Genomic DNA, 20,320 nt, shown 5'->3' with positions numbered 1-20,320 from the left:
GTGGACACCCTGAGTGAGGACAAATCGCCATGCGCGGCTGCCTGTTGAGCGTCACCGCCCGACCTTTGCCCGACCCTTCGGCCGGCTGAGCCGATGCGTGCCGATCGCGTCTTCGCGTACGGCGCCGCCGCCGGCCTCCTCGGCGACCTCCTCCTCGGCGATCCGCGCCGGGGGCATCCGGTCGCCGCGTTCGGGCGGGCCGCCGGTGCCGTGGAACGGGTGCTGTGGCGGGACCACCGCGGGTGGGGAACGCTGCACACCCTCGTGTGCGCCGGTGGAGCCGTCGCGCTCGGAGCCGTCGCCACTTCGGCCGTACGTCCCTCCCGTGCCGCCTCCGTCGCGGTGACCGCCGCCGCCACCTGGGCCGTCGTCGGCGGGACTTCGCTCGCGCGCGAGGCCCGGGGCATCGGGCGCGCCCTCGAAGCGGGCGACGTCGAGGCCGCCCGGGCCAGGCTGCCGCACTTGTGCGGACGGGATCCGCAGGCGCTCGACGCCGACGGGATCGCCCGGGCCGTCGTCGAGTCCGTCGCCGAGAACACCTCCGACGCGGTGGTGGGGGCGCTGGTGTGGGGGGCCGTCGGCGGGGTGCCGGGGCTGCTCGGCTTCCGGGCCGTCAACACCCTCGACGCCATGGTCGGACACAAGTCGCCCAAGTACCGGCGCTACGGCTGGGCTTCCGCGCGGCTGGACGACGTGGCGGGGTGGCCGGGGGCGCGAGTGACCGCCGTCCTGGCCGCCGTTGCCGGGGGTGACCGCCGGGGGGCCGTAAGAGCCTGGCGTGCCGATGCGGCGAAGCATCCGAGTCCCAATGCCGGGCCCGTGGAGGCGTCGTTCGCCGGGGCGCTCGGGGTGCGGCTGGGCGGGACGTTGGCGTACGGGGGGCGGGTCGAGCATCGTCCTGTGCTGAACGGGGAGGGACGGTCCGTGGACGTGGGGGACATCGAGCGGGCTGTGCGGTTGTCGCAGCGCGTCGGGTGGCTGGCGTTGGGGGTCAGTGCGGCGGGTGCGGTGCTGCGGGGACGGGTCGCAAGGCGCCCTCGCCCCCAGAAATTGCAGCTGTCGGGACGTGCGTCATGAGCGGCGGGGGGCTCCTCGTCGCCGGCACCACCTCGGACGCCGGTAAGAGTGTCGTCACCGCCGGGATCTGCCGTTGGCTCGTACGGCAGGGCGTCAAGGTCGCACCGTTCAAGGCGCAGAACATGTCCCTCAACTCGTTCGTGACGCGCGAGGGCGCCGAGATCGGGCGGGCTCAGGCCATGCAGGCGCAGGCGTGCCGGGTCGAGCCGACCGCGCTCATGAATCCCGTGCTGCTCAAGCCCGGTGGCGACCAGAGCAGTCAGGTCGTGCTCATGGGCAAGCCCGTTGGGGAGCTGAGTGCGCGCGGGTATCACGGGGGGCGCCAGCAGCAGCTTCTCGGGACCGTTCTCGACTGCCTCGCCGAGTTGCGGGGCACGTATGACGCGGTGATCTGTGAGGGGGCGGGCTCTCCCGCCGAGATCAACCTGCGGCGGACGGACATCGTGAACATGGGGGTCGCCCGGAACGCGCGGCTTCCCGTGCTCGTCGTCGGCGACATCGACCGCGGCGGTGTCTTCGCCTCCTTCTTCGGGACGGTCGCGCTCCTCTCGCCCGAGGACCAGGAGCTCGTCGCCGGGTTCCTCGTCAACAAGTTCCGCGGGGACGTCGGCCTCCTGGAGCCCGGGCTCGACATGCTGCACGGGCTCACCGGGCGGCGGACGTACGGCGTCCTGCCCTTCCAGCACGGCCTCGGCATCGACGAGGAGGACGGACTGAGGGTCTCGCTGCGGGGGACGGTGCGCGAGTCGAACACCGCCCCGCCCGTCGGCGAGGACGTCCTGCGCGTCGCCGTCTGCGCGATTCCCCTCATGTCCAACTTCACGGACGTGGACGCGCTGGCCGCCGAACCGGGTGTCGTGGTGCGGTTCGTGGACCGGCCGGAGGAGCTCTCCGACGCCGACCTCGTCGTCGTTCCCGGGACCCGCGGGACCGTGCGGGCCCTGGAGTGGCTGCGGGAGCGGGGACTTGCGGACGCCCTGGTCCGAAGGGCCTTCGAGCAAAGGCCCGTCCTCGGCATCTGCGGCGGCTTCCAGATCCTCGGCGAGCACATCGAGGACGAGGTCGAGAGCCGGCGCGGACACGTCGAAGGGCTCGGAGTGCTGCCCGTCCGCGTGCGGTTCGCGCGCGAGAAGACCCTCACCCGGCCGGTCGGCGAAGCCCTCGGCGAGCCGGTCGAGGGGTACGAGATCCATCACGGGGTCGCCGAGATCGCAGGCGGAGAAGCGTTCATCTCCGATGGCGAAGGACACAGCCTGGACGGCTGCCGGGTCGGTCAGACCTGGGGCACGCACTGGCACGGTTCGCTGGAGTCGGACGGGTTCCGGCGGGCCTTCTTGCGCGAGGTGGCGGCCGCCGCGGGCCGTCGTTTCGTGCCGTCCCCCGACACCTCGTTCGCCGCGCTGCGCGAGGAGCAGCTCGACCGGCTCGGCGACCTGATCGAACAGCACGCGGACACGGACGCGCTGTGGCGGCTCATCGAGTCCGGCGCGCCGCAAGGACTGCCTTTCATTCCACCGGGAGCGCCCGCATGAGCACAGTGTTGTTGTTGTCGACCGCCGACACGGATCTGTTGGCGGCCCGGGCCGCGTCCGGTGCCGACTACCGGATCGGCAATCCCACCCGGGTCGATGTGGCTCAGGAGCTGCCCGGTCTCGTGAACGGCGCCGACATCGCTGTCGTACGGCTGCTGGGCGGAAAGCGGGCCTGGGAGGACGGGCTCGCCGCGCTGAAGGCGTCCGGCGTCCCGACCGTGCTGCTGGGTGGAGAGACCGTCCCCGACGCGGAGTTGATGGCCGAGTCGTCCGTGCCCGCCGGTGTCGTGGCCGAGGCACTCAGGTACCTCGTCGAGGGCGGGCCCGCCAACCTCACCGAGCTCGCCCGGTTCCTCTCCGACACCGTGCTGCTGACCGGCGAGGGGTTCGTCGAGCCGCAGAAGATGCCCGAGTACGGCGTCCACGGCGAGCGTGCGTTCGTGGACGGGCGGCCGACCGTCGGTGTGCTCTTCTACCGGGCCCATGAGCTCAGCGGCAACAGCGCCTTCGTGGACACCCTGTGCGACGCGATCGAGTCGAGGGGCGCCAACGCCCTTCCCGTGTACTGCGGTTCGCTGCGCGGCGCGGACGCCGGGCTGTACGAGATCCTCGGCAAGGCCGACGCCCTCGTCGCCACCGTCCTCGCCGCCGGCGGCACCCACGCCTCGCAGGCCTCGGCCGGCGGTGACGAGGAGGCCTGGGACATCGGCGCGCTCGCGGATCTCAACGTGCCGGTGCTGCAAGGCCTTTGCCTCACCTCGTCGCACGCGGCCTGGAGCGGGTCGGACGCCGCCCTGTCCCCCATGGACGCGGCGATGCAGGTCGCGATCCCGGAGTTCGATGGGCGGCTCATCACCGTGCCGTTCTCCTTCAAGGAGCAGGGTCCCGACGACGTGCCCGTGTACCGCGCCGACCCCGAGCGGGCCGCGCGGGTCGCCGGAATCGCCGTACGGCACGCGCGGTTGAAGCACAAGGCGAACGCGGACAAGAAGCTCGCGCTCGTCTTCACCGCCTACCCGACCAAGCACTCCCGCGTCGGCAACGCGGTCGGACTGGACACGCCCGCGTCGGCGGTGCGGGTCCTGGACGCCCTCAAGGAAGCCGGCTACGGCGTCACCGCATACCCGGCGGGCGGCGACGAGTTGATCCACCGGCTCATCGCGGCCGGCGGTCACGACGTGGAGTGGCTGACCGAGGAGCAGCTCGCCTCCGCACCCGCGCGCGTGCCGCTCGCCGACTACCGGGCATGGTTCGACAAGCTCGACCCGGAGCTGAGGGACGGCATGCTGGAGGCGTGGGGCGAGCCGCCGGGCAGCCTGTACGTCGACGGGGACGACATCGTGCTGGCCTCACTCCGGTTCGGGAACGTCGTCGTGATGATCCAGCCGCCGCGCGGCTTCGGCGAGAACCCGATCGCGATCTACCACGACCCCGACATGCCGCCGTCGCACCACTACATGGCGGCGTACCGCTGGCTGGAGAACAGCTTCGGCGCCGACGCGATCGTCCACATGGGCAAGCACGGCACGATGGAGTGGTTGCCGGGCAAGGGACTCGGCCTCGGCAAGGGGTGCGCGCCGGACGCCGTCCTCGGTGAACTGCCGCTGATCTACCCCTTCATCGTCAACGACCCCGGTGAGGGCACCCAGGCCAAGCGGCGCGGGCACGCCACCGTCGTCGACCACCTCGTACCGCCGATGGCCCGCGCCGACACGTACGGCGACCTGGCCAAGCTGGAGCAGCTGCTCGACGAGTACGCGCTCGTCTCCGACCTGGACCCGACCAAGGCCCCGGCGGTGCGGGCCCAGATCTGGACGCTGGTCAAGACGGCCGAGCTGCACCACGACCTGCACGTCGACGAGCAGCCGGACGACGGCGACTTCGACGAGTTCGTCATGCACATCGACGGCTATCTGTGCGAGATCAAGGACGTACAGATCCGGGACGGCCTGCACATTCTGGGTGACGGTCCGGTCGACGAGCCGCGTGTGAACCTGGTGCTCGCCGTGCTGCGCGCCTCGCAGGTGTGGGGCGGGCAGGCGAACGCGCTGCCGGGGCTGCGGGCCTCGCTCGCGGCCCATTTCGGGCTCAGCGAGAAGGAGTTGCTCGCCGAGCCCGGGGCGCCGGTGAAGGTGCCGGCCGAGCTGTCCGACCTCGTCGAGGGACCGTCCCGTACGGCCGCCGACGCCATCGACCTGCTGGAGCAGCTGTGCCGGCGGGTCGCCGAGGGCATGGAGGCGCGGGCGTGGGACGTCGCGACCGTCCCGGCCCTCGTTCACGAGGTGCTCGGCTTCGAACTCCCGGACGCCGTCGCGGTGTTGGAGTTCGCCTGCAACGAGGTCGTGCCGCGTCTGGCGAGGACCACCGACGAGATCGGCCACATCCTCAAGGCACTTGACGGCGGGTACGTCCCCGCCGGTCCCTCCGGTTCGCCGACGCGCGGGCTGGTCAACGTCCTGCCGACCGGCCGGAACTTCTACTCGGTCGACCCCAAGGCCATTCCCTCCAGGCTGAGTTGGGAGGTCGGGCAGTCTCTCGCGGACTCACTGATCCAGCGGTACCTGCAGGACACCGGCGAGTACCCGAAGTCGGTCGGCCTGACGGTCTGGGGTACGTCCGCGATGCGCACCCAGGGCGACGACATCGCCGAGATCCTGGCGCTGCTTGGCTGCCGGCCGGTGTGGGACGACGCCTCGCGCCGGGTGACCGGCTTCGAGGTGGTGCCGCTCGCGGAGCTCGGCCGGCCGCGCATCGACGTCACGGTCCGCATCTCCGGCTTCTTCCGGGACGCGTTCCCGCACGTCGTCGGGCTGATCGACGACGCGGTGCGCGCGGTGGCCGATGCGGATGAGCCCGCCGAGCAGAACTTCGTCCGCGCCCACGCCGACGAGGACACCGCCGCGCACGGCGACCGGCGGCGCGCGACCTCCCGGATCTTCGGCTCCAAGCCGGGGGCCTACGGGGCCGGGCTGCTGCCGCTGATCGACGCCCGCAACTGGCGCAGCGACGCCGACCTCGCCGAGGTGTACGCGGTGTGGGGCGGCTACGCGTACGGGCGCGGGCTCGACGGGCGGGCCGCGCGCGGCGACATGGAGACGGCGTTCAAGCGGATCGCCGTGGCCGCGAAGAACGTCGACACCCGCGAGCACGATCTCGTCGACGCCGACGACTACTTCCAGTACCACGGCGGCATGGTCGCCATGGTGCGCCATCTGACGGGCGAGAGCCCCGAGGCCTACGTCGGCGACTCCGCCACCCCGGACCAGGTCAAGACCCGCACCCTCGGCGAGGAGACCCACCGGGTGTTCCGGGCCCGCGTGGTCAACCCGCGCTGGATGGCGGCGATGCGGCGGCACGGCTACAAGGGCGCCTTCGAGATGGCGGCGACCGTCGACTACCTCTTCGGGTACGACGCCACGGCCGGGGTCGTGGACGACTGGATGTACGAGAAGCTCAGCGCCGAGTACGTCTTCGCCCCGGAGAACCGGGAGTTCATGAAGAAGTCCAACCCGTGGGCGCTGCGCGGCATCACCGAACGGCTCCTGGAGGCCGCCGACCGCGGGCTGTGGGCCGAACCGGACGCGGACACACTGGAGCGGTTGCGCGCCACGTATCTGGAGCTCGAAGGCGATCTGGAGGGCGACGACAAGTGAGTACCCCGTTCCCGTTCACGGCCGTGGTCGGCCAGGACGACCTGCGGCTCGCGCTGCTGCTGAACGCCGTGTCGCCGGCGGTCGGCGGTGTGCTGGTGCGCGGCGAGAAGGGCACCGCCAAGTCGACGGCCGTGCGCGCCCTTTCGGCGCTCATGCCGAAGCTCGACGTCGTGTCCGGTTGCCGCTTCTCCTGCGACCCCGACTCCCCCGACCCCGCCTGCCCGGACGGCCCGCACGAGCCGGGGGCGTTCGAGACGCGCCCGGCACGCATGGTCGAACTGCCCGTCGGTGCCTCGGAGGACCGGCTCGTCGGCGCGTTGGACATCGAGCGGGCGCTCGCCGAGGGCGTCAAGGCCTTCGAGCCCGGCCTGCTCGCCGACGCGCACCGCGGGATCCTCTACGTCGACGAGGTCAACCTCCTCCACGACCACCTGGTCGACCTGCTCCTGGACGCCGCCGCGATGGGCGCCTCGTACGTCGAACGCGAGGGCGTCTCCGTCCGCCATGCCGCCCGTTTCCTTCTGGTCGGGACCATGAACCCCGAAGAGGGCGAACTGCGGCCGCAGTTGCTCGACCGCTTCGGGCTGACCGTGGAGGTCGCGGCCTCGCGGGAACCGGACCAGCGGGTGGAGGTCGTACGGCGGCGACTCGCCTACGACGACGATCCGGCCGGTTTCGCGACCCGTTGGGCGGACGAGGAGGCTTCGGTACGTCAACGTATCGTCGCCGCCCGGGAGTTGTTGCCGTCGGTGCGCCTGGGCGACGGGGCGCTGCGGCAGATCGCGGCGACCTGCGCCGCCTTCGAGGTGGACGGCATGCGGGCCGACATCGTGATGGCGCGCACGGCGACGGCGCTGGCGGCGTGGGCCGGGCGGACCGACGTGCTCGCCGAGGACGTACGGCAGGCGGCACTGCTCGCGCTGCCGCACCGGCGGCGGCGTAATCCCTTCGACGCCCCGGGACTCGACGAGGACAAGCTCGACGAGACGCTGGAGGAGTTCGGGGAGCCCGAGGACGACGATCCGGGGCCGGACGGACCCGGCGGTGGTGGCGGGCAGCCGCCCTCCGACTCGGACGGTCCGCAGGGCGGTGACACCGGTGCGCAGCCGGAGGCCGGGGAGGGCGGCGAGCCGCAGCCCTCGGGAGCCGGCGAGCAGTCCGCCGTACGGGCCTCCGAGCCGTTCCGCACGAAGGTGCTGAGCGTGCCCGGGATCGGTGAGGGTGCCGCCGGGCGGCGTTCGCGGGCACGCACCGAGCACGGCCGGACGACGGGGGCGCGGCGGCCTCGCGGAGCCCTGACCAAGCTGCACTTGGCGGCGACCGTGCAGGCGGCCGCGCCGCATCAGCGGGCGCGCGGGCGGTCGGGGCGGGGGCTGGTCGTACGGCGGGACGATCTGCGGCAGGCGACCCGGGAGGGGCGCGAGGGGAACCTCGTGCTGTTCGTGGTCGACGCCTCCGGGTCGATGGCGGCCCGGCAGCGGATGAGTGCCGTGAAGGGGGCCGTGCTGTCGCTGCTGCTGGACGCGTATCAGCGGCGGGACAAGGTGGGGCTGGTGACGTTCCGGGGGGCGGCGGCCGAGCTCGCGCTGCCGCCGACCTCGTCCGTGGACGCGGCGGCCGTACGGCTGGAGTCGCTGCCGACCGGTGGGCGCACGCCGCTGGCGGCCGGGCTGCTGAAGGCGCACGACGTGCTGCGCGTGGAGCGGTTGCGGGATCCGGCGCGGCGGGCGCTCGTGGTGCTGGTGACCGACGGCCGGGCCACGGGTGGTCCGGAACCGGTCGCGCTGGCCGGGCGGGCGGCTCGGCTGCTGGCGGCCGAGCAGGTCGCGTCCGTGGTCGTCGACTGCGAGTCCGGGCCCGTGCGGCTGGGGCTCGCCGGGCAGCTCGCGGGTGAGCTCGAAGGCGCGGCGGTGACGCTCGACGAGTTGCGGGCGGACTCGATCGCCGGGCTGGTGCGGGACGTGCAGGGGGCGCAGAGGACGCAGGGGACTTCGAGGAGGGTCGCGTAATGCCGCAGGGGCAGCCGAGTGTCGTACCGGACGATGGACTGACGACTCGTCAGCGTCGTAACCGGCCGCTCGTGGTCGTGCACACCGGGATCGGGAAGGGCAAGTCCACCGCCGCCTTCGGGCTCGCGCTGCGGGCCTGGAACCAGGGGTGGCCGATCGGGGTGTTCCAGTTCGTCAAGTCGGCGAAGTGGAAGGTCGGCGAGGAGAACGCGCTGCGGGTGCTGGGGGCGTCCGGGGAAGGCGGGTCCGTCGACTGGCACAAGATGGGCGAGGGGTGGTCCTGGGTTCAGCGGGACTCCCAGATGGACAACGAGGAGAAGGCCCGCGAGGGCTGGGAGCAGGTCAAGCGGGACCTCGCCGCCGAGACGTACAAGCTGTATGTGCTCGACGAGTTCGCCTACCCGATGCACTGGGGGTGGGTGGACACCGACGAGGTCGTGGCGGTGCTGCGGGAGCGGCCGGGTACCCAGCATGTCGTCATCACCGGGCGGAACGCGCCCGAGAAGCTCGTCGACTTCGCCGACCTCGTGACCGACATGTCCAAGGTCAAGCACCCCATGGACGCCGGGCAGAAGGGGCAGCGGGGTATCGAGTGGTGATGTCCTCCTCCGTGTCCGTCGCGTCCGTCCCCCGGCTGGTGATCGCCGCGCCGTCCTCCGGCAGCGGCAAGACCACCGTCGCCACGGGGTTGATGGCCGCGTTCGCCGCGCGGGGGCTGGCCGTGTCCCCGCACAAGGTCGGGCCGGACTACATCGACCCCGGGTACCACGCGCTCGCCACCGGGCGGGTGGGGCGGAACCTCGACGCGTACCTGTGCGGGCCCGAGTCCGTCGGGCCGTTGTTCCTGCACGGGGCTCGGGGGTGTGACATCGCCGTCGTCGAAGGTGTGATGGGGATGTTCGACGGGGCCGCGGGGGAGGGTGAACTGGCGTCCACCGCTCATGTGGCGAAGCTGTTGCGGGCGCCGGTGGTGCTGGTGGTGGACGCGTCGTCGCAGTCCCGGTCCGTGGCGGCGTTGGTGCACGGGTTTGCCTCCTGGGATCCGGAGGTGCGGGTCGGGGGCGTGATCCTGAACAAGGTGGCGTCCGACCGGCACGAGGAGCTGCTGCGGGAGGCGTTGGACTCGGCCGGCGTGCCTGTGCTGGGGGTATTGCGGCGGACGGCTCAAGTGGACACGCCTTCACGGCACTTGGGGCTGGTGCCGGTTGCCGAACGGCGCGCTGCCGCGGTGGAGGCCGTGGCGGCGATGGCGGCGCAGGTTGCCGCCGGGTGCGATCTCGCGGCGCTGGCTGAGCTGGCGCGTGGTGCGGGTGTGTTGTCGTGTGCGGCTTGGGATGCGGCGGAGGCGCTGGGGGCTGCGCCCCCAGACCCCCATCGGCCCGAAGGGCCTCGTCCTCAAACTCCCCCAGAGGGGGGACCCCCAGACGGGCTTGACAGAGCCGGCCCGGGCTCAAGAGTGCGGGTCGCCATCGCCGGTGGGTCCGCCTTCACCTTCTCCTATGCCGAGCACAGTGAACTGCTTGCCGCCGCCGGTGCCGAAGTCGTCCCCTTCGACCCCCTCCGTGACGAGGAACTGCCGGACGGGACACGCGGGTTGGTCATCGGTGGCGGGTTTCCCGAGGTCTACGCCGCCGAGCTGTCCGCCAACGAACCTCTGCGGAAGGCCGTTGCAGCTCTCGCAGAGACTGGCGCTCCCGTTGCCGCCGAGTGTGCCGGGCTGCTGTATCTGTGCCGGGAGCTCGACGGGCTGCCGATGTGCGGGGTGCTCGATGCCGGCGCCCGGATGTCCGAGCGGCTGACTCTCGGGTATCGCGACGCCGTGGCCGTCAGCGACAGTGTGCTTGCCGCTACCGGAACCCGGATGCGTGGGCACGAGTTTCATCGGACGGTCGTCGAGCCCGGGGCGGGGGCGGCTCCCGCCTGGGGTGTGCGCGCCCCGGCGCCGCGGGTCGAAGGTTTCGTACAACAAGGTGTGCACGCGAGTTATCTGCACACGCACTGGGCGTCCGAGCCCGGTGTCGCCCGTCGGTTCGTGGAGAGGTGCCGGACGTCATGAGCAGCAGCAGGTTGATCGGGGTCGGGGTGGGTCCCGGGGATCCGGAGTTGGTCACCGTCAAGGGGGTCAATGTCCTGCGGGCCTCCGATGTCGTCGTCGTGCCCGTCATGGCCGCATCCGATGGAAAGGATGGCGGAGAGCCCGGCCGGGCCGAGGCCACCGTCCTGCACTACGTGGCCGAGGAGAAGGTCGTCCGGGTCGTGTTCGCGCTCAACGAGCGCAGCGACCGCGGGCGGCGCGAGGCCGCCTGGGACGCTGCCGGGGCGCGGGTCGCCGAGTTGCTGCGGGCCAACGACTCCGTCGCGTTCGCCACCATCGGCGATCCCAACGTGTACTCGACGTTCACCTACCTCGCGCAGACCATCGCCGAACTGGTGCCGGGGACCATGGTGGAGACCGTGCCCGGGATCACCGCCATGCAGGATCTCGCGGCCAGGTCGGGGGCCGTGCTCACCGAAGGCACCGAGCCGCTCACCCTCGTGCCCGTCACCGCCGGGGCCGCCGTGCTCAAGGACGCCCTGGGCGGGCCGGGCACCGTCGTCGCCTACAAGTTCGGGCGGCAGGCCGGCGAGGTCGCCGAGGCGCTGCGCGAGACCGGCCGGATCGACGACGCCGTGTGGGGTTCCGCGCTCGGGCTGGAGTCGGAGTTCATCCGGCCGGCCGCCGAGCTCGACGGTGCTCCTCTTCCCTATCTCTCCACCCTCATCGCGCCCGCGCCGCGCGACGGCGGGCGCGGCGGCAAGCTGTGATCGGCGTGGCCGACATGACCGATGAGACCGACGTGATCGACGTGATCGGCGTGACCGGCGTCGGGTCATCCGGCCAGGCCCACCACCAGCCAGATGAACGCCGCCCCGGCCACCGTGCACAGCAGCGTCGAGCGGGCGGGGTGTTCGTGGTGGGCCTCGGGAAGGATCTCGGCCGCGGCCAGGTAGAGGAGTACGCCGCCGAACAGTCCGAGATAGCCGCCGAGCAGGCCCACCGGGATGGTGACGAACGCGGTGGACGCCGCGCCGACCACCGGTGCCGCCGCGTCCGCGAACAGCATGCCCAGCGCCTTGCGGCGGGCGTTTCCGTACAGGCTCGTGATCGTGTACGTGTTGAAGCCGTCCGCGAAGTCGTGGGCCACGACCGCGAGCGCGACCGCCGCGCCCATGCCGCCGCCGACCTGGAAGGCCGCGCCGATGGCCACGCCGTCCATGGCGCTGTGGCCGACCATCGCCGCGGCCGCCGTGAGGCCCACCTCGGGCGCCCGGCCGTTGGTCTCCTCCCCGCCGTGCGCGGCCTGACGGGCGGCCAGCAGGCGTTCCACCAGATGAGCCAGCAGGAATCCGGCCACGAACAGGAGCAGGGCCGCCGGGACGCCGAAGACCTCTTCGCCCGCCGCCTTCAGCGCCTCCGGCAGCAGATCCAGGCCCACGACACCGAGCATCAGGCCGCCGGCCAGGCCCAGGACCAGGTGGCGGCGGTCGGTCACACGCTGTGCCGTCCAGCCGCCGGCCAGCGTCATCAGGAACGCGCCGAGCGCGACGAAGACCGCCATGAGCCCTTCGTATCCGATCAACCCTCGTTCACGCACATCCGACAGCAACATCCGCCGCTCTCGTAGGACGCGGCACCCGTAAAACGCAGCATCTGCAGGACCAAGAGATTTACCAGAGAGGACCTTTCCCATGGCCGATGCCCCCACCGGCAAGGTGACCTTCGTCGGTGCCGGCCCCGGCGCCGCCGACCTGTTGACGTTCCGTGCCGCGCGCGCCATCGCCGAGGCCGACGTCGTGATCTGGGCCGCGAGCCTGGTCCAGGCGGAGGTCCTCGAGCACGCGCGCGAGGACGCGGAGATCCTCGACTCGGCGACGATGTCGCTGGAGGACGTGGTCGACGTCTACCGGCGGGCCCGGTCCGAAGGCCTGCGGGTCGCCCGGATTCACTCCGGTGATCCTGCCCTCTGGGGCGGGACCCAGGAGCAGCTCGACCGGTGTGCGCGGATCGGCATCGAGACGGAGATCGTGCCCGGTGTGTCCGCCTTCTCGGCCGTCGCCGCGCTCGCGCAGCGCGAGTTGACCATCCCGGAGGTCGCGCAGTCCGTCGTCCTCACCCGGCTCGGCGGCGGCAAGACACCGATGCCGCCCGGGGAGGAGGTGCGGGAGTTCGCCAAGCACGGCACCACCATGGCGATCTTCCTGTCGGCCGCGCGGAGCGGTCAGTTGGTGCGGGAGTTGCTGGAGGGCGGCTACCCGACCTCCACTCCGGTCGTCGTCGCCTACCAGGCGACCTGGCCCGAGGAACTGGTCGTGCGGTGCACGATCGCGACGCTGGAGGAGACGGTCAAGGAGCACAAGCTCTGGAAGCACACCCTCTTCCTGGTCGGCCCGGCGCTGGACGCCGAGGGCACGCGCTCGCACCTGTACCACCCCGGCCACTTCCACGGCTACCGAAAGGCCGACCCGGAGGCCCGCAGGGCCCTGCGCGCGCGGGGTGCCAGTACGTGATCACGGTGGTCGGCACGGGGACGGGCACGCCGGTTCCGCTCGATGCGGTGGCGGGGGCCGAGCTCGTCGTGGGCGGGCGACGGCACTTGGACGCCGTACCGCTGCCCGAGGACGCCGAGCGGATCGTCCTCGGGCCGCTGGCGCCCGCCCTGGACGCCATGGAGGAGTACGTCGGCAAGGACCGGCGCGTGGTCGTGCTGGCCTCCGGGGATCCCGGGTTCTTCGGGATCGTGCGGGCGCTGGCCGAGCGGTTCGGTGCGCATCGCCTGGACGTGCGGCCCGGTGTCTCGTCCGTCGCCACCGCCTTCGCCCGGCTGGGGCTGACCTGGGACGACGCGGTCGTGGTCAGCGCGCACGGGCGGGATTCGCGGACGGCCCTCCATGTGTGCCGGGCGCATCCGAAGGTCGCCGTGCTGACCGGGCCCGGTGCCGGGCCCGCCGAGTTGGGCGCCGCGCTGGCCCGCAGCGCGCCCGGCCGGGTCCTCGTCGTCGCCTCCGCGCTGGGCTCCGGGGACGAGCGCCTGGAGCGGGTCTCCCCCGCCGAGGCCGCGGGCCGCGACTGGGGTACGGCGGTGAGTGTCGTCCTGTGCCTGGACGAGACGCGGACGCTCGGTCCCGTACGGACGCTCGCGGGGGCCGCACGGCCCGACAAGTGGGCGCTGGACGAGGGCGACTTCGCGCACCGCGACTCGATGATCACCAAGTTCGAGGTACGGGCCCTGGCGCTGGCCCGGCTCGGGCCGCGCCCCGGCGACCTGGTCTGGGACGTCGGCTCCGGCTCGGGATCCGTGGCCGTGGAGTGCGCACGCCTCGGCGCCGCCGTCAGCGCGGTCGAGAAGGCCCCGGACGGGGTGGAGCGGATCCGCGCCAACGCGGGTGCGCACGGCGTCGACGTGCACGTGGTGCACGGGGCGGCGCCCGCGGTGCTGTCCGAACTCGACGATCCCGACGCCGTGTTCGTCGGCGGCGGGGGGCGCGAGCTGCCCGACATCGTCGGCGCGTGTGCGCGGCGGGCCCGGCGGACGGTCGTGGTCGCCATGGCCGCGCTGGACCGGGTGCCCGCGGTGCGCACCGCGCTCACCGGTGCCGGGTTCGACTGCGACGGGGTGCTGCTGCAGTCGTCCCGGCTCGCACCGCTGCCGGGGGACGTGACCCGGCTCGCGGCGACCAATCCGGTTTTCCTGCTGTGGGGTGTCAGAAACCCCGTGTATCGAGAGGGAGTTGCCCTGTGATCGGCCTCATTTCCGCCACCGCGGCGGGGGCGGCGGCGCGCGACCGGCTGGCCGCGGCGTGGCCGGACCGCACGCGCGTGTACGAGGGTCCCGTCAAGGACGCCGTACGCGCCGCGTTCGCGGAGTGCGAGCAGCTCGTGTGCTTCCTGGCGACCGGAGCCGTCGTACGGCTCGTGGCGCCGCTGCTCGGCGACAAGGCGTCCGACCCCGGTGTGGTGTGCGTCGACGAGGGCGGGCGGTTCGCCGTGTCGCTGGTCGGTGGGCATGGCGGCGGCGCCAACGAACTCGCCGAGCGGGTGGGTGAGTTGCTGGGTGCCGAGCCTGTCGTCACCACGGCTACGGACGCCGTCGGCATCCCCGGTCTGGACACGCTCGGTCTCCCGGTGGAGGGCGACGTCGCCGGCGTGACGCGGACCCTGCTGGACGGAGAGCCGGTCGTCCTGGACGCCGAGGTGGCGTGGCCGCTGCCTCCCGTGCCCTTCGCAGCGCAGGGCGCGCACACCGTCCGGCTGACGGACCGTGCGGTCGAACCGTCCGCCGGTGAGGTGCTGCTCCGCCCGCCGACCCTCGTCGTCGGTGTCGGTGCGTCCAAGGGCGCCCCGGTCGAGGAGGTGCTCGGGCTGGTCGAGGGCGCGTTGCGGGACGCGGGACTGTCGCCTCGTAGCGTCGCCGAGCTCGCCACCGTGGACGCCAAGCGCGAGGAGCCCGGCATCGTCGAGGCGGCCGCGCGGCTCGGGGTGCCCGTAGTGACGTACTCCGCCGAGGAGTTGGCGACGGTCGATGTCCCCAACCCCTCCGAGGCTCCCCTCGCCGCCGTGGGCACCCCTTCCGTCGCGGAGGCCTCCGCACTCGCGCGCGGCGGTGAACTCCTCGTCCCCAAGCGGAAGTCCGAGCGGGCGGACGGGCAGCCGGCGATGGCGACCTGTGCCGTCGTACGGCGTCCGGGGCGCGGGCGGCTCGCGGTGGTCGGGCTCGGTCCCGGCGCCCGCGATCTGCTCACCCCGCGCGCCGAGGCCGAACTGCGGCGCGCCTCGGTGCTCGTCGGGCTCGACCAGTACGTCGACCAGATCCGCGACCTGCTGCGGCCCGGCACCCGGATCCTGGAGTCGGGGCTCGGCGCCGAGGAGGAGCGGGCGCGGACCGCGGTGGCCGAGGCCCGGAAGGGACAGGCCGTCGCGCTGATCGGCAGCGGGGACGCGGGCGTGTACGCCATGGCCTCCCCCGCCCTCGCCGAGGCGTCCGACGACATCGACGTGATCGGCGTTCCCGGCGTCACCGCCGCGCTCGCGGCCGGGGCGATCCTCGGTGCGCCCCTCGGGCACGACCACGTGTCGATCAGCCTCTCCGATCTGCACACGCCGTGGGAGGTCATCGAGCGACGCGTCCGCGCGGCGGCCGAGGCGGACATCGTGGTCACCTTCTACAACCCCCGTTCCCGCGGCCGGGACTGGCAGCTGCCGAAGGCCCTGGCGATCCTCGCCGAGCACCGGGAGCCGACGACGCCGGTCGGTGTCGTACGCAACGCGTCGCGGCCGGACGAATCCAGCCGGGTGACGTCCCTGGCCTCGCTCGACCCGGCGACGGTCGACATGATGACGGTCGTGACCGTGGGCAACACGGCGACCCGGCGGATCGCGGGGCGCATGGTGACGCCGCGCGGCTACCGCTGGCAGGAGGCCGCATCGACGAGCGGCTCCGCCGCGGGGCAGGAACAGGAGGGCGCCCAGTGAACCGTGTGGTCCACCCGATCGAGCAGGAGTCCTACCGGCGGCTGCGTGCCCGCCTGGACACCTCGCACTTCCCGCCGCTGACGCGCGCGGTGGTGGAGCGGGTCATCCACTCCGCCGCCGACCTCGACTACGCGAGCGATCTCGTGCTGGACGAGGGGCAGTTGGAGAAGGCGCACGTCGCGCTGCACGCCGGGGCGCCCGTGGTCGTCGACGTCGAGATGGTGGGCGCCGGGATCACCCGGCGGGAGACCGTCTGCCGGCTCAGGGACGCCGAGTCCGGTCCCGGGCTGACCCGTTCGGCGCACGCGATCCGGCTCGCCCACGAGCAGGTCGGGCCCGGCGCCCTCTGGGTGATCGGCAACGCTCCGACCGCGCTGGAGGAACTGCTGGCCCTGGACGCGGCCCCGGCCCTCGTCATCGGGCTGCCCGTCGGCTTCGTCGGCGCGGTCGAGTCCAAGGCCGCGTTGCGCGAGAGCGGGCTGCCCGCCGTCAGCAACGTGTCCGAGAAGGGCGGGTCGGCGGTCGCCGCCGCCGCGCTCAACGCCCTGCTGTATCACCCCGTTTCGCATCCCGCCGCACCGTCAGACTCACAGTCCGAGGAGAAATCGTGACCACCCCGCCGCCCGCCCTGCTCATCGCCGGTCATGGCACCCGGGACGACGCCGGAGCCGAGGCGTTCCGCGACTTCGTACGGCAGCTGCAGCTCCGGTCCGACATGCCCGTCGCGGGCGGCTTCATCGAGCTGTCCGCGCCGCCGCTGGGCGAGGCCGTCTCGGGACTGGTGGCGCGGGGTGTCCGCAGGTTCGCCGCCGTGCCGCTGATGCTGGTGTCCGCCGGGCACGCCAAGGGGGACATCCCGGCGGCGCTGTCCCGCGAGAAGGAACGGCACCCGGGGATCTCGTACACCTACGGGCGCCCGCTGGGCCCGCACCCCTCGCTGCTGTCGGTCCTGGAGCGACGGCTGGACGAGGCGCTCGGAGGGACCGCGCGCACCCCGCAGGACCGGGCGGACGTGACCGTGCTGCTCGTCGGCCGCGGCTCCACCGACCCGGACGCCAACGCCGAGGTGCACAAGGCGGCGCGGCTGCTGTGGGAAGGGCGCGGATACGCGGGCGTGGAGACGGCGTTCGTGTCGCTGGCGGCACCTGACGTGCCCAGCGGCCTGGACCGGTGCGTCAAGCTGGGCGCCGAACGGATCGTGGTCCTCCCGTACTTCCTCTTCACCGGCATCCTGCCGGACCGGGTGCGGCAGCAGACCGAGGGCTGGGCGGCCGCGCACCCGGAGATCGAGGTGCGGTCCGCGGACGTCATCGGTCCGGAACCGGAGCTGCTCGACCTGGTGTTGGAGCGGTACGAGGAAGCCGTCAAGGGCGACCTGCGGATGAACTGCGACTCGTGCGTGTACCGAATCGCGCTGCCCGGCTTCGAGGACAAGGTGGGGCTGCCGCAGCAGCCGCACTTCCACCCGGACGACGACGGCCACCATCACCACCACGGCCATCACCACCACGACGGACACGCCCATGCGCATTGAGGGGAACACCGACGGCACCCACGACCTGCGCCACCACGGTGACGCGGAGGTACGGGACGACGGTTCGGCGCTCGTCGACCTGGCCGTGAACGTCCGCTCCGGCACTCCTCCGGCCTGGCTGCGCGAGCGCGTCGCCGGTTCGCTCGGCTCGCTCGCGGCCTATCCGGACGGCCGGGCCGCGCGCGCGGCGGTGGCGGCGCGGCACGGTCTTCCGGTGGAGCGGGTGCTGCTGACGGCGGGCGCGGCCGAGGCCTTCGTGCTGCTGGCCCGGGCTCTGAAAGTGCGTCAACCGGTCGTGGTCCACCCCCAGTTCACGGAGCCGGAGGCGGCGCTGCGGGACGCGGGCCACACGGTGGGCCGGGTGCTGCTGCGGGAGGAGGACGGCTTCCGGCTGGACCCGGCGGCGGTCCCCGAGGACGCGGATCTGGTGGTGATCGGCAACCCGACGAACCCGACGTCCGTCCTCCACCCTGTCGCGTCCATCGCCGAACTCGCCCGCCCCGGGCGGACGTTGGTCGTCGACGAGGCGTTCATGGACGCGGTGCCGGGTGAGCGCGAGGCGCTGGCCGGCCGGACGGACGTGCCGGGGCTCGTGGTCCTGCGCAGCCTGACCAAGACCTGGGGGCTGGCAGGACTCCGCATCGGCTACGTCCTGGCCGCCCCCGAGACGATTGCCGACCTGGAACGCGCCCAGCCCCTGTGGCCGGTGTCCACGCCCGCGCTGGCCGCCGCCGAGGCCTGCATGGGGCCGCAGGCGCTGGCCGAGGCGGCGCACGCGGCCCACCGCATCGCCGCGGACCGGGCCCATCTCGTCGCCGGGCTCAGCGAGTTCGCCTCGGACGGGCTGCGGCTCGCGGAACCGGCCGAGGGTCCCTTCGTCCTCGTACGAGTGCCGAGGGCGGCGGCCGTGCGACGGCACCTGCGGGACCTGGGCTTCGCCGTACGACGAGGAGACACCTTCCCGGGGCTCGACGAGCAGTGGCTGCGGCTGGCGGTGCGGGACCGGGCGACGGTCAACTCCTTCCTCCAGGCGCTGGACCAGGCACTGACCCTGGCGTCGTCGCGACGCTGACCGGCGGCACCCGCTCGAGAGTGCCGTCCGGGAAGCGGATCTCCACGGTTCCGTCGCCGTCGACGTTCGCGCCCGCTCCCGTGAGCGGGACGTCCTGGTCGGCGGTCAGGACGACCAGGGTCACCAACAACCGTGCGCCGTGGGCCAGTTCAAGGCAGGGCGTCGCCGAACGGTGTCCGACGGCGTTGGTGCCGACAGCATGCACGACCGTGCCCTCGGCGTCGCTCCAGCCGTACAGACCGACGATCGCGCTGGTGAGTCCGTCGGCGCGGCGGACCAGCGCCGTGCCCGGTCCGGTAAGGGCAACCGGCGGGGCAAAGTCGTCAGCGACCGCCCAACCCCCCTCCCGTACCGGCGTGTTGGTCCGTGCGTCGACGCGATGCACCCGCACCTCCCACGGACCGTGCACCACACTGACCGTCTCGATGCCGCTGCCGCAGCCACTGCTGTCGCCGTGCCGGGAAGCGGCGCGGCGGCCCTCGGCGCCCAGGGGCTGGATGCGACCGCGCCGGGAAGGGGTGCCGTCGGGCGCGAGCAGCGCGAGGTGGTTGTCGGGGCCGGGCGTCTCGGGGGCCGTCGCGCTGGAGTAGGCGAGGCGGGAGTAGTGCGGACTGTCCTCCTCGGTCGCGGGCGGGGGCGGAAGCCGGTCGCTGCCGTGGTTGACGAGCCGGACGATCCCGTCGGCGGCGGTGGAGTGCAGTAGCCAGCCGGGAGCGGGCAGGGCCACGCGGACATCGGCGGTGTCGACGGGCGCGGGCTCTTCGGGTGCCGTCCACACCGGATGGCTCTCGGGCAGCAGCAGGCCGAGGAAGGCCTTGCTCGCCCAGTACGGGGAGGCGGGGCCCGAGTAACGCTGGGTGACGGGGAGGAAGGGCCGGTACCAGCCGAGCGTGAGCAGGCCCCGCTCGTCGGGCACCCCGCGTTCGGCGAAGTGCTTCAGGGCGCCCGAGGCGAGGCGCCGGGTGCGGCCGGGCGGCAACGGCGTGGCGTCGGCCAGGACACCGGCCCACAACGGGGCGGCGGCTGCAAACCGGTAGGTGAGGGACCGGCCTTGATGGACCGGAGCCCCGTCGGAACCGAAGAAGTGCTGGTGGACGCCGAGGAATTCACGCAGCCGGACGCGGTGTCGCGCCACCGTGTCCGCGTCCGCGCGCGGGCCCGCGATCCGCGCCCACAGCACCGGATACAGGTGCAGCGCCCAGGCGTTGTAGTAGTCGAACTTCCGCCCGTCCCCGTCGGTGTACCAGCCGCCACCCCGGTACCAGTCGTCCAACCGGGCGAGCCCGGCGTCGATCTCGGCGCGGCGGTACGGGGCGCCGACCGAGGCGAGGAACTCCTCGACGATGACCTGGAACAGCCGCCAGTTGGAGTCGTTGACGTCGGCACCGACGAAGTCACCGAGCCAGTGGACGGTTTGCTCGCGTACGCGGTCATCGAGCTGGTCCCACAGCCAGAGCCGAGACTCATGCAGGCCGATGGCGACGGAAGCCGCCTCGACCATCGGCTGCGCCCGGTCGGTGATGGGCGGCCAGCGTTCGGCATGGTGCGGGTCGGTACCGGCGGCGAGTCCTGTGGCGTACCGCTCGATGAGGGCGGGGCCGACGCGTCCTCCGGAGCCGGCCATACGGAAGGCGGCGAGGAGGAAGGAGCGGGCGAACCCTTCCAGCCCGTCCGACCAAGGACCGGAGTGGCTGGGCGGACCGGGCGGACGGTACTGGGCGAAGCCCGGGGAGGCGTAAGGAAGCAGGCCGTCGAGGAGACGGTCGGCGAGCACCTCCCAGTGGGCGCGGGTCCAGCCGGTGAGGGGCGAGACCACCGGGTCCGGAGGCGGAAGGTCGGGCAGGTGCTTCGGGCCGGGGAGCGACACGTCGGGCGCGGTCATGCGGTGGTGAGTCCTCCGTGTTGATCAGATGCCGGGCAGGAGCAACGCGCC

15 protein-coding genes are annotated in these 20,320 nt (G+C 72.9%); 13 read left to right on the top strand and 2 right to left on the bottom strand.

The features are described 5' to 3' along the window. Positions 1-93: 93 nt before the first annotated feature. Genes OG303_RS37995 through cobI form a run of 7 tightly spaced genes read left to right on the top strand, consistent with a single transcriptional unit; the run spans position 94 to position 11,076 of the window. Positions 94-1,077, top strand: coding sequence for a cobalamin biosynthesis protein (locus tag OG303_RS37995; protein WP_405874276.1), 984 nt, complete (start codon positions 94-96; stop codon positions 1,075-1,077). Further along, on the top strand, positions 1,074-2,609 hold the full coding sequence (locus OG303_RS37990) for a cobyric acid synthase (RefSeq protein ID WP_405874274.1): 1,536 nt from the start codon (positions 1,074-1,076) through the stop codon (positions 2,607-2,609). The genes OG303_RS37995 and OG303_RS37990 overlap by 4 nt, the downstream gene beginning before the upstream one ends. Next, entirely contained in the window at positions 2,606-6,262 is a 3,657-nt protein-coding gene (gene cobN / locus OG303_RS37985; protein WP_405874273.1) for a cobaltochelatase subunit CobN, read from the top strand. The genes OG303_RS37990 and cobN overlap by 4 nt, the downstream gene beginning before the upstream one ends. Beyond that, positions 6,259-8,271 (top strand): putative cobaltochelatase, encoded by a 2,013-nt coding sequence (locus OG303_RS37980; RefSeq protein WP_405874272.1) that lies wholly within the window; start codon positions 6,259-6,261, stop codon positions 8,269-8,271. Before cobN ends, OG303_RS37980 begins: the two co-directional genes overlap by 4 nt. Beyond that, the gene (gene cobO / locus OG303_RS37975; protein WP_405874269.1) at positions 8,271-8,870 is read left to right on the top strand and encodes a cob(I)yrinic acid a,c-diamide adenosyltransferase; all 600 of its coding nucleotides are present in this window, start codon (positions 8,271-8,273) and stop codon (positions 8,868-8,870) included. Before OG303_RS37980 ends, cobO begins: the two co-directional genes overlap by 1 nt. Then, positions 8,870-10,327, top strand: a complete 1,458-nt coding sequence (locus OG303_RS37970; protein WP_405874267.1) for a cobyrinate a,c-diamide synthase — start codon at positions 8,870-8,872, stop codon at positions 10,325-10,327. The genes cobO and OG303_RS37970 overlap by 1 nt, the downstream gene beginning before the upstream one ends. Beyond that, positions 10,324-11,076 carry a precorrin-2 C(20)-methyltransferase gene (gene cobI, locus OG303_RS37965; RefSeq protein WP_405874265.1) on the top strand — a complete coding sequence of 251 codons (753 nt, stop codon included), beginning with the start codon at positions 10,324-10,326 and terminating at the stop codon, positions 11,074-11,076. Before OG303_RS37970 ends, cobI begins: the two co-directional genes overlap by 4 nt. A 65-nt stretch (positions 11,077-11,141) precedes the next feature. Here the strand turns inward: cobI and OG303_RS37960 are convergent, their stop codons facing one another. Next, entirely contained in the window at positions 11,142-11,870 is a 729-nt protein-coding gene (locus tag OG303_RS37960) for a ZIP family metal transporter (RefSeq protein ID WP_405874264.1), read from the bottom strand. A 130-nt stretch (positions 11,871-12,000) separates the two neighbouring features. Between OG303_RS37960 and cobM the strand changes: the two genes are divergently transcribed. Genes cobM through cobC form a run of 6 tightly spaced genes read left to right on the top strand, consistent with a single transcriptional unit; the run spans position 12,001 to position 18,387 of the window. Then, positions 12,001-12,819, top strand: coding sequence for a precorrin-4 C(11)-methyltransferase (cobM, locus tag OG303_RS37955; RefSeq protein ID WP_405874262.1), 819 nt, complete (start codon positions 12,001-12,003; stop codon positions 12,817-12,819). Then, positions 12,816-14,051 carry a precorrin-6y C5,15-methyltransferase (decarboxylating) subunit CbiE gene (gene cbiE / locus OG303_RS37950; RefSeq protein WP_405874260.1) on the top strand — a complete coding sequence of 412 codons (1,236 nt, stop codon included), beginning with the start codon at positions 12,816-12,818 and terminating at the stop codon, positions 14,049-14,051. Before cobM ends, cbiE begins: the two co-directional genes overlap by 4 nt. After that, positions 14,048-15,781 (top strand): precorrin-3B C(17)-methyltransferase, encoded by a 1,734-nt coding sequence (gene cobJ / locus OG303_RS37945; RefSeq protein ID WP_405874259.1) that lies wholly within the window; start codon positions 14,048-14,050, stop codon positions 15,779-15,781. Before cbiE ends, cobJ begins: the two co-directional genes overlap by 4 nt. Beyond that, a complete protein-coding gene (locus OG303_RS37940; RefSeq protein WP_405874257.1) occupies positions 15,778-16,392 on the top strand; it encodes a precorrin-8X methylmutase in 615 nt (204 codons plus the stop codon). The genes cobJ and OG303_RS37940 overlap by 4 nt, the downstream gene beginning before the upstream one ends. After that, a complete protein-coding gene (locus tag OG303_RS37935; RefSeq protein ID WP_405874255.1) occupies positions 16,389-17,315 on the top strand; it encodes a sirohydrochlorin chelatase in 927 nt (308 codons plus the stop codon). Before OG303_RS37940 ends, OG303_RS37935 begins: the two co-directional genes overlap by 4 nt. Then, positions 17,305-18,387 (top strand): Rv2231c family pyridoxal phosphate-dependent protein CobC, encoded by a 1,083-nt coding sequence (cobC, locus tag OG303_RS37930; RefSeq protein ID WP_405874253.1) that lies wholly within the window; start codon positions 17,305-17,307, stop codon positions 18,385-18,387. The genes OG303_RS37935 and cobC overlap by 11 nt, the downstream gene beginning before the upstream one ends. Here the strand turns inward: cobC and OG303_RS37925 are convergent. After that, a complete protein-coding gene (locus OG303_RS37925; protein ID WP_405874251.1) occupies positions 18,329-20,269 on the bottom strand; it encodes a DUF2264 domain-containing protein in 1,941 nt (646 codons plus the stop codon). The two genes, cobC and OG303_RS37925, sit on opposite strands and share 59 nt — an antisense overlap. Positions 20,270-20,320 lie beyond the last annotated feature (51 nt).

Source organism: Streptomyces sp. NBC_00005 (genome assembly GCF_045160215.1).
In the GTDB taxonomy this organism is placed as follows: Bacteria; Actinomycetota; Actinomycetes; order Streptomycetales; family Streptomycetaceae; genus Streptomyces.
This window is presented reverse-complemented; position numbering and strand designations above follow the sequence as displayed.

Coding starts and splice junctions, on each gene's coding strand:
- OG303_RS37995 (WP_405874276.1), top strand. CDS start 94: ATGCGTGCCGATCGCGTCTTCGCGTACGGCGCCGCCGCCGGCCTCCTC.
- cobM (WP_405874262.1), top strand. CDS start 12,001: ATGGCCGATGCCCCCACCGGCAAGGTGACCTTCGTCGGTGCCGGCCCC.
- cobC (WP_405874253.1), top strand. CDS start 17,305: ATGCGCATTGAGGGGAACACCGACGGCACCCACGACCTGCGCCACCAC.
- cobO (WP_405874269.1), top strand. CDS start 8,271: ATGCCGCAGGGGCAGCCGAGTGTCGTACCGGACGATGGACTGACGACT.
- OG303_RS37990 (WP_405874274.1), top strand. CDS start 1,074: ATGAGCGGCGGGGGGCTCCTCGTCGCCGGCACCACCTCGGACGCCGGT.
- cobN (WP_405874273.1), top strand. CDS start 2,606: ATGAGCACAGTGTTGTTGTTGTCGACCGCCGACACGGATCTGTTGGCG.
- OG303_RS37970 (WP_405874267.1), top strand. CDS start 8,870: ATGTCCTCCTCCGTGTCCGTCGCGTCCGTCCCCCGGCTGGTGATCGCC.
- cobI (WP_405874265.1), top strand. CDS start 10,324: ATGAGCAGCAGCAGGTTGATCGGGGTCGGGGTGGGTCCCGGGGATCCG.
- OG303_RS37960 (WP_405874264.1), bottom strand. CDS start 11,870: ATGGCGGTCTTCGTCGCGCTCGGCGCGTTCCTGATGACGCTGGCCGGC.
- OG303_RS37925 (WP_405874251.1), bottom strand. CDS start 20,269: ATGACCGCGCCCGACGTGTCGCTCCCCGGCCCGAAGCACCTGCCCGAC.